General features: G+C 58.6%; 22 protein-coding genes. 1 reads left to right on the forward strand and 21 read right to left on the reverse strand.

Features of this window, described 5'->3' with window-relative positions; genetic code table 11:
* Positions 1-4 precede the first annotated feature (4 nt).
* The 19 genes from rplR to aspS form a co-directional block, all read right to left on the reverse strand.
* Positions 5-367, reverse strand: coding sequence for a 50S ribosomal protein L18 (gene rplR / locus Q0K10_RS08435; protein ID WP_294505820.1), 363 nt, complete (start codon positions 365-367; stop codon positions 5-7).
* Between the two features lie 24 nt (positions 368-391).
* Entirely contained in the window at positions 392-922 is a 531-nt protein-coding gene (gene rplF / locus Q0K10_RS08440; protein ID WP_294505823.1) for a 50S ribosomal protein L6, read from the reverse strand.
* A 22-nt stretch (positions 923-944) separates the two neighbouring features.
* Entirely contained in the window at positions 945-1340 is a 396-nt protein-coding gene (rpsH, locus tag Q0K10_RS08445) for a 30S ribosomal protein S8 (protein ID WP_294505824.1), read from the reverse strand.
* Positions 1341-1354: 14 nt separating this feature from the next.
* Positions 1355-1540 carry a type Z 30S ribosomal protein S14 gene (locus tag Q0K10_RS08450; RefSeq protein ID WP_294436527.1) on the reverse strand — a complete coding sequence of 62 codons (186 nt, stop codon included), beginning with the start codon at positions 1538-1540 and terminating at the stop codon, positions 1355-1357.
* A 15-nt stretch (positions 1541-1555) separates the two neighbouring features.
* A complete protein-coding gene (rplE, locus tag Q0K10_RS08455) occupies positions 1556-2092 on the reverse strand; it encodes a 50S ribosomal protein L5 (protein WP_294505827.1) in 537 nt (178 codons plus the stop codon).
* Between the two features lie 6 nt (positions 2093-2098).
* Positions 2099-2356, reverse strand: coding sequence for a KOW motif-containing protein (locus tag Q0K10_RS08460; protein ID WP_294505838.1), 258 nt, complete (start codon positions 2354-2356; stop codon positions 2099-2101).
* Entirely contained in the window at positions 2356-2721 is a 366-nt protein-coding gene (gene rplN, locus Q0K10_RS08465; protein ID WP_294505840.1) for a 50S ribosomal protein L14, read from the reverse strand. Before rplN ends, Q0K10_RS08460 begins: the two co-directional genes overlap by 1 nt.
* Positions 2722-2739: 18 nt before the next feature.
* The gene (gene rpsQ / locus Q0K10_RS08470) at positions 2740-3018 is read right to left on the reverse strand and encodes a 30S ribosomal protein S17 (protein ID WP_294505842.1); all 279 of its coding nucleotides are present in this window, start codon (positions 3016-3018) and stop codon (positions 2740-2742) included.
* Positions 3019-3026: 8 nt separating this feature from the next.
* Positions 3027-3224 (reverse strand): 50S ribosomal protein L29, encoded by a 198-nt coding sequence (gene rpmC / locus Q0K10_RS08475; RefSeq protein WP_294505844.1) that lies wholly within the window; start codon positions 3222-3224, stop codon positions 3027-3029.
* A gap of 15 nt (positions 3225-3239) precedes the next feature.
* Entirely contained in the window at positions 3240-3653 is a 414-nt protein-coding gene (gene rplP / locus Q0K10_RS08480; RefSeq protein ID WP_294505846.1) for a 50S ribosomal protein L16, read from the reverse strand.
* Positions 3601-4308, reverse strand: a complete 708-nt coding sequence (rpsC, locus tag Q0K10_RS08485) for a 30S ribosomal protein S3 (RefSeq protein WP_294505849.1) — start codon at positions 4306-4308, stop codon at positions 3601-3603. The genes rplP and rpsC overlap by 53 nt, the downstream gene beginning before the upstream one ends.
* Before the next feature lie 17 nt (positions 4309-4325).
* Positions 4326-4709, reverse strand: coding sequence for a 50S ribosomal protein L22 (rplV, locus tag Q0K10_RS08490; RefSeq protein WP_294505852.1), 384 nt, complete (start codon positions 4707-4709; stop codon positions 4326-4328).
* Between the two features lie 27 nt (positions 4710-4736).
* Positions 4737-5555, reverse strand: coding sequence for a hypothetical protein (locus tag Q0K10_RS08495; protein ID WP_294505855.1), 819 nt, complete (start codon positions 5553-5555; stop codon positions 4737-4739).
* 62 nt (positions 5556-5617) lie between these two features.
* Positions 5618-6556: a twin-arginine translocase subunit TatC gene (gene tatC / locus Q0K10_RS08500; RefSeq protein WP_294505858.1), complete on the reverse strand. Its 939-nt coding sequence runs from the start codon at positions 6554-6556 to the stop codon at positions 5618-5620.
* A complete protein-coding gene (locus Q0K10_RS08505) occupies positions 6553-6777 on the reverse strand; it encodes a twin-arginine translocase TatA/TatE family subunit (protein ID WP_294505860.1) in 225 nt (74 codons plus the stop codon). Before Q0K10_RS08505 ends, tatC begins: the two co-directional genes overlap by 4 nt.
* 79 nt (positions 6778-6856) lie before the next feature.
* Positions 6857-7597, reverse strand: a complete 741-nt coding sequence (locus Q0K10_RS08510) for a DUF3047 domain-containing protein (protein ID WP_294505862.1) — start codon at positions 7595-7597, stop codon at positions 6857-6859.
* Between the two features lie 34 nt (positions 7598-7631).
* On the reverse strand, positions 7632-8216 hold the full coding sequence (locus tag Q0K10_RS08515; protein ID WP_294505865.1) for a lytic transglycosylase domain-containing protein: 585 nt from the start codon (positions 8214-8216) through the stop codon (positions 7632-7634).
* On the reverse strand, positions 8213-9220 hold the full coding sequence (locus Q0K10_RS08520; protein WP_294505868.1) for a hypothetical protein: 1008 nt from the start codon (positions 9218-9220) through the stop codon (positions 8213-8215). Before Q0K10_RS08520 ends, Q0K10_RS08515 begins: the two co-directional genes overlap by 4 nt.
* Before the next feature lie 3 nt (positions 9221-9223).
* Positions 9224-11029, reverse strand: a complete 1806-nt coding sequence (gene aspS, locus Q0K10_RS08525) for an aspartate--tRNA ligase (protein ID WP_294505870.1) — start codon at positions 11027-11029, stop codon at positions 9224-9226.
* A gap of 98 nt (positions 11030-11127) precedes the next feature.
* Here aspS and Q0K10_RS08530 point away from each other — a divergent pair, with 98 nt between their 5' ends.
* Entirely contained in the window at positions 11128-11826 is a 699-nt protein-coding gene (locus Q0K10_RS08530) for a hypothetical protein (RefSeq protein WP_294505872.1), read from the forward strand.
* A 3-nt stretch (positions 11827-11829) separates the two neighbouring features.
* Here the strand turns inward: Q0K10_RS08530 and thiH are convergent, their stop codons facing one another.
* Together thiH and Q0K10_RS08540 are read right to left on the reverse strand one after the other, a co-directional pair.
* Entirely contained in the window at positions 11830-12927 is a 1098-nt protein-coding gene (gene thiH / locus Q0K10_RS08535) for a 2-iminoacetate synthase ThiH (protein WP_294478504.1), read from the reverse strand.
* 17 nt (positions 12928-12944) lie between these two features.
* On the reverse strand, positions 12945-13223 hold a 279-nt coding region (locus Q0K10_RS08540), incomplete at its 5' end, for a HisA/HisF-related TIM barrel protein (RefSeq protein ID WP_294505874.1).

Here is a 13223-nt window from a genome sequence, read left to right on the forward strand (position 1 = left end):
TCTCCTAGAACTTGAGTCCGTTTTCGCGGGCGGTCTCGGCAATCGCCTTCATCCGGCCGTGATAGTTGTAACCGGAACGGTCGAAAACAACTTCCGTGACGTTCGCAGCCTTCGCAGCCTCCGCCGCGAGTTTCCCGAGCAACACCGCTCCAGCCATATTCGGCTTGGCATTCTCCGCCTTGAACTTCGGATCCAGGCTGGAGGTGCTCGCCAGCGTCACACCCTTCACATCGTCAATAAACTGACAGTAAATATGATTGGCGGTGATGCTCACGCAAAATCTCGGACGGGCCGCCGTGCCGGAAATCTTCTTGCGAATCCGGAGATGGCGGCGCACACGCATCGTTTTTCTATCTTTGACAGCCATGTTATAAGCTCCTTAAACCCGGGATCAACCCACGGATTTGCCTTCTTTGAGGATGATCCGCTCGTCGGAATAACGAATGCCCTTGCCCTTGTACGGCTCGGGCGGACGGAAACGACGGATCTCGGCGGCAACTTCGCCCACCGCCTGCTTGTCCGCACCCTCGACCGTGATCTTCGCGCCTTCCACAGCAACTTTCACCGTGTCAGGAATCATATATTCGATCGTGTGCGAATAACCGAGGTTCAACACCAGCTTCTTACCGGAAAGCTGCGCCTTGTAACCGACGCCAACAATCTGAAGCTCCTTCTTGAATCCCGCAGTCACCCCGATCACCATGTTGTTGATCAAACTGCGGGTCAACCCCTGCATCGCGCTCGCCTTGCGGTCGTCTGAAGCCATCGCGACGTGGACGTGCCCGTCCTTCACCTCAACCGCAACCAGCGGCGGAAGCGGCATCGAAAGCTTCGACTTGCCTTCGACCGTCACCCCGGCAGCGTCGACCGACACCTTCACGCCGGAAGGAATCGCGATCGCCTTATTGCCAATTCGAGACATATTTCAAATTCCTGTTCTTTAATTACCAGACGTAGCAGAGAATTTCACCACCGACGTTCTCTCTGGCTGCGGCACGACCCGAAAGCACACCCGAGGGCGTCGTCAGAATCACCGTGCCGAGGCCGTTGCGCACCCGCGGAATCTCCCGGCTGCCGCAATGGATCCGGCAGGAGGGCTTGCTCACGCGCTCAATGCCTTCGATCACAGACTTGCCGTTCGCATACTTGAGAACAATCGACAGAACCTTCTTGACTCCATCCTCGCTCACAGCATAGTCGCTGATGTAACCCTCTTCCTTCAGAACCTTCGCGATGGCCGCCTTCTCACGCGAACTCGGCATCTCGACCTTCTTCAACCCCGCGGAACCCGCGTTGCGGATCCGGGTCAGCATATCAGCAATGGGATCTTGCATGCTCATTTGTCATTCCTCCCTTACCAGCTGGCCTTGGTCACACCCGGAATCTGGCCCTTCGACGCCAGTTCGCGGAAACAGATACGGCAAAGCTGGAACTTGCCGATATATGCACGGGGGCGGCCGCACGCCTTGCAGCGCGTGTAGTTCCGCACCGGGAACTTGCTCCCGCGTTCGGCTTTCACTATCAGACTGAGTTTCGCCATAATGCAATCCTTCCTTTATTCCTCGAACGGAACTTCCATCATCTTCAGAAGTTCACGCGCCGCCTCATCGGTCTTCGCCGTGGTCACAAACGTCAGATTCACACCGAGCGGATACTTCAGCTTGTCCGCATCAACTTCCGTGAACACCGACACGTCCGCAACTCCGAGATTGTAGTTGCCGACCCCATCGAACCCGGTCTTCGGAATCCCGCGGAAGTCACGCACACGCGGCATCGCGTTGTGAACGAAACGGTCCAGAAACTCGTACATCCGGTTGCCGCGAAGCGTCACCATCACACCCACCGGCATGCCGACGCGCAGCTTGAAGTTCGAAACGTTCTTGCGCGCCTTCGTGATCACCGGCTGCTGACCGGTCATCGCCGCAATGTGCTTCTTCGCCTCAGTGAAAGCATCCCGCTCGGCATCCGTTCCGATACCGGTCGAAACCACGATCTTCTCAAGCTTCGGAATCTGCATCACGTTCTTCAGACCAAGCTTGGCCTGCAGAGCACTGCGCACTTCCTCGTTGTATTTTTTCTTCATATCAGGCATTTTTCACTACTCCGTCTTGTCCGCAGCAACGGGATTGACGTTCGAGACATGCACCGACACCGAACGCTCGATCATCCCTCCGTTCGGATTGAGCTTGCTCTTCTTCAACGTCCGCTTGCCGATCTTGCGATCCTTGCTGGACGTGAACGAGAGAACAACCCGGTCCTTCTTCGTGAGAATCGCGGAAATCGTCGCTTCCTCACCCTTGAAGTTGCCGGAGTTCACCACAACTTTGTCGCCTTTTTTGACGTGATATTTTTTCATCAAAGCACCTCCGGCGCAAGCGAGATGATCTTCATGAAATCCTTGTCCCGCAACTCACGCGCCACCGGCCCGAAAATACGCGTACCGACCGGGTTTTTGTCCTTGTCGATGAGCACAGCGGCATTCTTGTCGAAGCGGAGATACGAACCGTCCGGACGACGAATCTTCGCCGCAGTACGGACAACCACCGCCTTCACCACCTGCCCCTTCTTCACCGAACCGTCCGGAAGAGCCTCCTGCACGGCGCCGGTGATGATGTCACCAACTCCCGCAATCGTACGACCCTGGCCCAGAACCGACATCGTCAGAATCGACTTCGCTCCGGAATTGTCGGCGACCTCCAGAATTGACTGCATCTGAATCATTGCACGATCTCCTGAAGGTTATTCCTGCTCCGGACGGCTGATGATCTCCAGCAGCCGCCAGCACTTGTTTTTGCTCATCGGACGCGTCTCGGCAATACGCACGGTATCACCCTTCTTCGCCTCGTTCTTCTCATCGTGGGCCGTAAATTTCTTGCTGACCTTCACGATCTTCTGATACAGCGGATGCGGCGTGCGGCGGTCGACCTTCACAACAATGGTCTTATCCTGAACGTCGCTCACAACCACGCCGACCCGTTCCTTCCGGTGTCCCCGGACTTCAACAACAGCATCACTCATTTTATCCCTCACTGGACTTTCGCCGCCCGGGCGGTCTGTTCGGTGTAAATGCGCGCGATGTCACGGCGGATCTGCCGGACTCGGGCGGTCTTCTCAAGCTGACCGGTACGGGACTGGATCTTGAGGTTCAACTTCTCCCGCTGCAGATCGGCAACCTTGCTCACCAGCTCCGCATCCGAAAGCTCACGGATTTCCTTGATCTTCATTTTCATTGACCCCAATTAATCTTCCCGGGACAAGAACTTGCAGCGCAAGCACAGCTTGTTCGCCGCACGGCTCATCGCTTCCTTCGCCACCGACTCACTGCAGCCGGACACCTCAAACAGCACCCGACCCGGCAGAACCGGAGCAACCCAGCCTTCCACCGCACCTTTTCCCTTGCCCATACGGACTTCCAAAGGCTTCTTCGTAAACGAACGGAACGGGAACATGCGGATCCACACTTTGCCACGACGCTTCAGATGACGGTTGATCGCAACACGCGCGGCTTCAATCTGATTATTCGTAACGTACCCGCGGGTCAACGCCTGCAACGCGAAATCGCCAAAGTCCAGCTTGTTGTTGGACGTGGCCAGTCCGGCGTTACTTCCGCGCTGAACCTTTCTGTACTTTACTCTTTTTGGCATTAACGGCATAATCTTGTTCCTCAGTAGAGTCCTTGTGACAAATCCAAACCTTCACACCGATCTTACCGGCAGTGGTATTCGCCTCGGTGAAACCGTAATCGATATTGGCCTTCAGCGTGTGAAGCGGAACGCGGCCTTCCTTGTACTGCTCCTCACGCGCAAGCTCAGCCCCGCCGAGACGACCGGCGCAGTTGATCTTGATGCCGTCCACACCCATCTCCATCGCGGTCTGGATGGCACGCTTCATCGCACGGCGGAATCCGATACGGCGCTCCAGCTGCTGCGCGATGCTCTCGGCAACCAGCTGCGCATTCGTCTCGGCACGCCGGATCTCGACGATCTCGGTGAACACTTCCTTGCCCGCCACCAGCTTCGAAATCTCAGCACGCAGCGCATCGAGTTCCGCGCCCTTCTTGCCGATCAGAAGCCCCGGACGCGCCGAGGAGATGATTACCCGCACACGGTTCGCAAACCGCTCAATCTGAATCCGCGCGATCGCGGCGGCAGCAAACTTCTCCTTGATGTACTTGCGGATCGCAAGATCCTCATGGAGCCATTCGCCAAACAGATTCTTGCCGCCAAACGCCTTGCTCGGAAACCAACGGGATTCCCAATTCTTGGTGAGGGCTGTTCTCAATCCAATCGGATTAACTTTCTGTCCCACGATTCAATCCCCTATCTCTAGTTATCCGTCAAAATAATTTCCAGATGGCTGGTCCGCTTGCGGATCCGGCCCGCCGACCCCCGCGCCTTCGCGCGGAAACGCTTGATGATCGGACCCGGAGAGACCAGCGCCGCCTTCACGGTCAGCTCTTTCCGGTTCACATCAAGGTTGTTCTCAGCATTGGCCACGGCGGAGCGCAGCGTGTCTCCCAGCAGCCCGGCCGCTTTGCGCGGGCTCAGATCGACGATCGCCAGCGCCTCGACTGCGGATTTCCCCTGGATCAGGCGGGACACGTGCCGCGCCTTCTCCGGACTGATCCGCACATTCCTTGTCAAAGCTCTTACTTCCATAATCTGGTTCTCGAGTTTCCGGAACGGACCGCTCTTGGCCGTTCGTTCCATATTTTTTCTTGTTTCAGGACCGGATGATCACCTTCCCGATTCATCACCGGCCCTCTCTTCGCCCGCCGCAGCCTCCATCCCGGGAGACAGCTTTTCGATACTGCCCCGGATCAAAACAGCCGCCGCGACGGATGGTCGCACACTGACCACTTTAAGCTGTTCCTCCCGGTCCTTCCCGACATGGTAGATCATTCCGGCAAAAGCCCCCTTGACCGACCCCACGGACAGTACCACGACGCGTTGTTCCCGATTCACCGCAAGGATCCGACACGTTCGCAGCGCATCCATCCCCGTCCCCGGCTCATCCGGCCCTTCCGCCATCGCAATGAACCGGCGCGCCTTCCTCGCAAGATTGTCCAGCTTCAGCCGGTACTGCGCCTGCCTCACCTTCCCGATCGGCAGCTCCTGCAGAAGAATTTGCACCTGGTCGCAGAAATCAACGGCATCGAGGGCAAGCCCGACTCCGTCCTCCGAAAGCTTCCCGATCGCCTGAAGCTGCTGTTCTTCCCGCTCGCCGGTTTTTCGCACTGTCCCCTCTGCCCGGACACCGGCGAGCCACAGCTGCAGCTGACGACCCCTTTCGTTTTCCGCTTGTAGTTTATTTCTCAACTCAATCAACTCGGCTTCGAGTTCCGCCGAGGCTTTCCTGGAAGCCTCCAGCTCAAGCTCAAGCCTTTTCATCTTCTCCGCATTCAGCATCGCCTCTTCGCGCAGCCGGTTCAACTCCCTCAGCCGTTCAGCATCGTTCGGCCGGATCGTCACCACTGCACCCGCGGCTCCACCGCCGGAGACCGTCTCGTCTGCGCAGGTCTTCTCGACACCGCACACCACAAGAATACTTAACATAAACCCGAAAGTACATTTTCGCAAGCGTAAATCGTTAAAAAAGCGAGATTTTCTCTTTTTTTTCACTTTTTCACCCCTCTTTTTCCACGATAATGGCCACTTATCACTCCGAAGCGACGGTTTTTCCGCCGTTTTTTTCGATAGGAATCGCGATAAACGACATCCATCGCAGTTTCCTCCGTCTCATCCAGGTGGTTTTCGCCTTCCGCGGCGAACTCCTCGTCCCGACTCTTTTCGGACGCGATGGAGGCTGAAACGGAATCCTCGTGCTCGACGGCGGAGGACTCCCCCTTCCTCTCCCCGTGTGCGGCAATGAGAAGCGCGATTTCGAACAGCAGCCAGGTGGGAATCCCGAGCAGAAGCTGGCTCACGATATCCGGCGGAGTCAGAATCGCCGCCAGAATGAAAATCACCGTCACCGCAATCGGACGGCTCCGCCGCAGCGTCGCAACTCTGACCACGCCGAACCGCACCAGAAACACCATCACCACCGGAAGCTGAAACATGATGCCGAAACTCAGCGTGAGCAGCCCCACAAGATTGACGAATCCACCGATCCCGATCACCGGGGCAAGAGAGTCCGACGCAAATCCCGCCGAAAAACGCATCATGAGCGGCGTCACCAGAAACAACCCGATCGCCGCCCCCGCCAGAAACAGCAGCAGCGCCGCCCAGATCACCCGGCGGCAGGCACGCCGCTCATGCTCATACAATCCCGGTGCGACAAAACCGGCCAGCTGATGCAGGATCACCGGCATGGCCGCGATCACCGCGAGAATCAGCCCGAGCTTCAGCTGCACCAGCAACGGCTCCATCGGCGTGAAATAATTGAGCTTGACCCCCTCCGGACAGCTGAACCGCACCAGCCATTCCAGCACAGGAAGCGCAGCAAAGACCCCGGGGATCAGAAACAGGGCGATCGCCGCGACACCGCGCCACAGCGCCCGGCGCAGCGCCTCAAGATGATCGAGAAAACTTGAGTCGGAGCCGTTTTTGCTCATTCGTTCTTCTTTTTGTAATCGGGAAGCTGTTTTGCAACCTTCTGCGGATCCTCTTCCGTGAAGTTTTCCTTCACTTCGCCGACCACCGAATCGCGCGCATTTTTGAATTCACGCGAGGCTTTTCCCAGCGCCCGCGCCACCTCGGGAATCCGTTTCGCCCCGAAGAAGAGCAGCACAACGCAGAAAATCACGATCAGTTCCATCCAGCCGATATTTCCCATTTCCGATCTTCTCCTTCCGTCTGTTTCCTGCTTTCGTCCTTAAATCCTGTTGTCACAGCGAACAACCCGTGATCATTCGTTATCTGGCGGGCTCCTTCTTCTCCCGCTCCGGAATAAACTCGATGAAATCGATCTCCGCCCGGCTGGTCGAACCGGAATACTGGCTGTTCGCCCCGACACTGATGATGAAATATGAGTCCGGCATTTTTCCGAAGGCCTTGCGGTAATCCTCGACCACGTTGCGCTCCTCCGTCACCCAGACTCCGGGCGGAGTCGTCCGGTTTCGCACCGTCTTGTGGCTGACGGTCATCATTCCCGCGGCATATTTCCTGAGCCCGCTGTTTCCGACCGGCGTATCCACCTCCCAGCGGTAGCCGACGCAGCGCTGTTTCAGCAGTGTTCCATCTCCGAAATAGAGCACGACGGCCTGGTCATCCGGCTCCTCCTCCCCGGGTTTGAGCACGATCGGCTTCACAACCCGCCACCTCCACCGCATAACCGGCGTTTTCGTCAAATCCACCTTCGACGGAGCGGCAAGCATCACCCCGGTCGATTTGTCGGCGTCCACCGCCATGATCTTTCCATCCGAAGCGCTCTCCTCTGAATCCACAGAAAAACGCGTCCGGGGAACCAGAAAACGGCTGCCGTCGAACTTCCACTCCTTCTCCAGAGTCTCCGGGTCATTGAACTGCGTACACCAGGACGCATCCGGCGACGGCTTCGAATCGTCGGAAACCGCCGCGACATCCGCGGCTCGAAGACATGGGACCAGACACAGCGCCGTCCCGAGCAATATCAATCTCATTTTCACTCGTCTCACATCCTCTCCCTGACTGTCCGGCGCATGACTCCCGTCAACGCATCCGGCTTCTCTCGTATCTCTTGTATTCCTGGTAGCGCTCCATGATTTTCGCCACATAGGTTTTCGTACTTGCAATCGTGATCCGGCCGATCACATCGCCGTTCTTCTGTTCCGGCTTCCACTTCTCCGAACGGCTCTCGCCGGCGTTGTAACGGGACAGCGCCAGTTCGGCCGCCTTCTCATACGTCGCATATTTCCGCATCCCGCACGCCAGATACCAGCAGCCGATGTCGAGATTCACAGCCGGATCGTACAGTTCATTCACATCCGGCGCCTTCCGCTTTTTCACCCGTCCCCATTCCGCAGCCGCGCCGGAAGGGAGAACCTGCATCAGACCGACCTCCCCCGCCCGCCCCCGCGCGAAAGGATCGAAGCGGCTCTCCTGAAACACCACCGCCCGGACCAGCTGCGGATCAAGTCCATGCCGCCGCGCGGCGGTTTGAATCTCATTGGCAAACCGCGTGTCGTCCACCGTAAAATCACGCAGCTCCTCGCGAAACCAGAACACGGCCAGCACAAGCGCCAGCAATGCCACCCCGGACCAGCGGAGAGCCAGAATCAACCTTTTCCGATTCAATCGCGCCCTTCCCCGGAACGTTGCGTCCCGATATCGCGCGGCACCGGATCCGGCGGAATGATCCGTTTCTTCGCCTGTTCCCCCAGATAACGGACGAGCCGCTCCGCAAATGCGCGGGAAACCGCCAGCTCAAGGATCACCCGGTTCCCGTCCGGCATGATCTTCAATTTCTGCAGAAACTCCCTCCCCAGAACCGGATCGTCGGAAAAAAGCAGCGACGCTCCGAGGTGCAGAAAGCCGGGAACCGCAAACGCAAACTGCTGTGCACTTTTCGCATCGACGCAGCGGGCTGTGGCGTCGAGACGCCAGAATTCGCCGTCTCCAATCACATTGAGCTCGGCGAATATATGGTTCACCCCTTTGAACATCGTGCTGCCGAAACCGCCGGAACTCCTCTGTTTCGACTTCGACAGAATCGATTTCAGATCGACATAACTCCAGACCAGGGGGTCTCCGTCCGGGGCAATCGCCCGGAGCCTCCGATTTTCCGCCGGAACGGAGGACCGGCCGAGAAACGGCGCGACATATTTGCGCTCTGTCGCCAGAACGACGTCCGGAGCAAGGTAAGTGACTCCAACGGCGACGGATCCCCCCGCCGCCGGATTGTCGGTTCGAATGCAATAAAGTCTCCGCCCCGCTTCCCCTTCGAGCGAAAAGCGGTTGCCGAACCCTCTCAACCGACGCGCCAGCTCCGCCTCGGGAATCGAAACTCCGGCAAGCAAACCGCGCAGCCGGGAGCCGCCACCGACAAACAGCAGTTCCCGACAGTCGGTAAAACGCAGATTGTAATCCTGCTCAAATTGCGTTAAGACCTCCCCCGCCTCCGATCGCTCCCCCGTCAGTTCCCGGAAGAGCGAAAGTTTGCGCAGGGATTCCGCATTGACGCCAACGACATATTCGGCTCCGGCCGGAACAAATTCCACAACCCCCTCTCCCGCGAACGCGAAACCAGGCGCGAACGCGAAAACGAAGAGAAGGATGAACCGGAACCGAATTCTCTCCATGCGTCACCCCTGCGGCGTTTCCGCGGCCGGCTTCTCCTGCCGCTTCGGCAGTTTGACTTCGATATGGAGTTCGCGCAGCTGTTTGATCGAAACTTCCGCCGGCGCGTTCATCATCAGATCCTGCGCCTGCTGATTGAACGGGAATGCAATGACCTCGCGGATATTCGGCGAATCGGTCAGCAGCATGACCATGCGGTCGACACCCGGGGCAATGCCGCCGTGCGGGGGCGCGCCGAGCTTGAATGCGTTGATCATTCCGCCGAACTTCTCGTCGACCACGCTGCGATCATACCCGGCAATCTCGAATGCCTTGTACATGATGTCCGGGCGATGGTTCCGGATCGCGCCGGACGAAAGTTCAATGCCGTTGCAGACGATGTCGTACTGATACGCGAGAATCTCAAGCGGATTCCTGTTCAACAGCGCATCCATGCCGCCCTGCGGCATCGAGAACGGATTGTGCGAGAAGATGATCTGGCCGGTCTCCTCGTCCTCCTCGAACATCGGGAAGTCGACGATCCAGCAGAATTTGAATTCGTTCGGATTGATGAGCCCGAGCTGACGCCCGAGTTCCGGAATGACCGCCCCGCCGATCTTCTGCACGACCTTCTTCTTGTCCGCGAGGAAGAAGAGCGCGTCGCCCGGCTCAACCTTGCCGGTCTCTTTGAGTGCGGCAACGATCTCCGGAGTCAGGAATTTCACGATCGGGCTCTTTTCCCCCTCTTCCGTCCAGATGATGTAGGCCATGCCTTTCGCGCCGTTCTCCTGTGCGAACTTGATGAGGTCATCGAAGAACTTGCGCGGCTTTCCCGCCACCTTCGGAGCCTTGATCGCGCGAACGACGCCGCCCTTTTCGACGGTTCCGGCGAACGCCTGGAAACCGCAGCCGCGGAAGTGTTCAGTCACGTCGATCATCTCGAGCGGATTGCGCAAATCCGGCTTGTCCGAACCGAAACGGTCCATCGCCTCCAGATACGGAAGCCGCACGAACGGCGGTTTCGAGAACTCCTTCGTGCTGAACTTGCGGAACACATCTTCGAGCAGACCTTCGATCACCGCGAAAATATCATCCTGCTCGACGAAACTCATCTCCACATCGAGCTGATAGAATTCGCCGGGGCTGCGGTCCGCCCGCGCATCCTCGTCGCGGAAGCACGGCGCAATCTGGAAGTAGCGGTCGAATCCCGCCACCATCAGCAGCTGTTTGAACTGCTGCGGCGCCTGCGGCAATGCGTAGAATTTCCCCGGATGCAGACGCGACGGCACGAGATAGTCGCGCGCGCCTTCCGGGCTGCTCGCGGTCAGGATCGGCGTCTGGAACTCATTGAATCCCAATGCAGTCATGTAGCGGCGAATCTCCGCGATGACCTGGCTGCGCAGGATGATGTTCCGGTGCAGCTCCTCGCGCCGCAGATCGAGGAAACGGTATTTGAGGCGCAGCGCCTCGGGCGCCTGATCGTCCTTTGCGACGAGGAACGGCAGGACCTCGGCTTCCCCGAGGATCTCCATATCAGTCGCCTGCACTTCGATTTCGCCGGTGGCGAGCTTCGGGTTGACCGTCTCGGCCGAACGGGCGACGACCTTGCCGTCGAACCGCACGACCGTCTCCACGCGCCAGCGTTCAAGCGACTGGTAGAACGCGCACTCCGGATCGATCACCACCTGGGTGATCCCGTAATGGTCGCGCAAATCGATGAAGATCACGCCGCCGTGGTCGCGGACACTGTGAATCCAGCCGGAGAGGCGGACGGTTTTGCCGACCTCGGACTTGCGGAGCTCCCCGCAGGTGTGGGTGCGATAGATGCTCATCTCAAAAATTTCCTTGCATCATTTGATTTATGGGTGTATCTATACTATTGTAAACTAATATAGCACGGTTTTGGTAATTTAAAAGCGGGATTTCCGGCATGTTGAGTGATCGTATCGCGAAAATTCTCGGCGGAATTCTTTTTCTGTTCCTGTGCGGCCTGACCATCGGCTGTGTCGCCATGGCCGGCATCAGCGCAAAAAACGGCAACTCCCCCGGCGTCATCATGTTTATGATTGCAACCATGCCGTGCGGATTCGTCACGGGGGCGCTCTTCGTCCGGCTCTACCTGCCGCAATTCGCGGACGGTTTTGTCGATTTTCTGCTCGCCCCGAAACGGTGGCGGGAAAAACCCGCCCCGCTCATGGGACCGGTCAACGCACTCATCAAGCAGCAGAAATATCTCGCGGCCCTCGACCGGGTCGATCAAATGCTCGAGGAGTCACCGGAATATCCGCAGCTGTGGCTGATCCGGTTCGATCTCTTCCGGCAACACCTCGGACTGCCGGAGGAGGCGCTGCGTACCGCCGAAAAATATCTCGTCCGCCCGGAACGGATGCGTTCCCCGGTGAACGTGCAGCTCGTGCTGCGATATGCCGAACTCGCACGCGAACTCGGACTCTTCGATCAGGCCGAACGGCAGATCGATCTGGAACTCAAACGGATCGGATCCGGCTACTCCCGCCACGACCGCATGCTGCTGGTGAACATGCTCGATTCGATCCGCGCCGTGAAGAACGGCTGCACACCGGCGGAGGAGTGCTGGAAACCGCCGACCCCCTCCACTCCGGCGCAGTGATCGTTACAGCGCGCGATCCCAATACTTCCGGACGACCTCCTGGCCGTTCCGCCGGATCGCGGCTTCGACCTCCTCGACGCTGCGCGAATCGTTCAGCGTGAACTGCCCGACCTCGTCGGCGAGCACCGCGTAACCGCCCGGCGTCACGCGGGAACCTGCGCTCATGTTGTCCGCGCAGAGCTGGACCATGCGGTCGCGGAACTCCGGATTCTCACGCGTCGAAATCGTCATGCCGCATTCGGGAAAGACGATCCGGAACGCGAGCATCATGAGTTCGAGATCCGCATCGTCGACCGGATGCGCGGGCTGGAATCCCCCCTCCGTCGCCGTGATGCGCGGAAACGCGAACTGCACCTTGCTCTCAAAGCAGTGCTTCTGCAGATAGATCGCGTGCGCCGCGAGGCTCGCAGCCTCCATGCGCCACTCGTCGAGCCCGAGCAGGAACGCCATGCCGAGGTTGCGCATTCCGGCACGGCCCGCCCGCAGCTGACTCCAGACCCGGAAGTCGTAAACCCGCTTCGGCCCGACCGGATGCAGCTCCTTGTAGAGCTCCTGATTGTAGGTCTCCTGGAAGAGCGTCAGTCCCTCGTAGCCCGCTTCGAAGAGGCGGCGATACCCCTCCTCCTCCTGCGGCGCGATCTCAAGACTCAGATAAGAGAACTTCTCCTTGAGCATCCGGCCGACTTCGCAGAGATAGTCGACGCTCATGCGGACGGGATCCTCCCCCGCCACGATCAGCAGCGAATCGATCCCCATCGCGAGAATCGCGTCCGCCTCCTGCCGGATCTCATCGAGCGTCAGGCTCTTGCGTTCGTACTTGTGCCGGATGTTGAAGTCGCAGTATTTGCAGCCGTTCACGCAGCTGTTCGAGATGTAGAGCGGCGCATAGATCGTGACCGTCTTGCCGTAGTAGCGCAACCGGCACTTGCGCGACACTTCGCGCATCTGCGGCAGACACTCCATCGCCGCGGGCGAGATCAGATTGAGCAGATCGAAGTAGTTGCGTTTCTCCTTCGCGAGCGAATTCAAAACCGCCTCCGGCGTCGCGGAGTCAATCATGCGGCGGATTTCAGATTCGGAAAAGCGGAGTTCAGGAAACATGATTCATCTCCCTCCTCTCACCGGAAAATGTCGAACGTGTCCTGCGGACTCGTCGCGGAAGCGCCCGAATGCGGCGCCGGCGGCCCCGCCTGCACGCCGAGTTCGGCCGCGCGGATCGCAAGCTTGAACGCCTCGGCCATCTTCGCCGGATCGTCCGCGGCGGCGACAGCGGTATTGATGAGCACCGCATCCGCACCGAGCTCAATCGCGGCGGCCGCATGAGAGGGCAGACCGATCCCCGCATCGACCACGACCGGGATGTTCGACTGTTCGATGATGATCTCAAGCATCGACTG

This window comes from uncultured Victivallis sp. (genome assembly GCF_944391105.1).
GTDB lineage: Bacteria > Verrucomicrobiota > Lentisphaeria > Victivallales > Victivallaceae > Victivallis.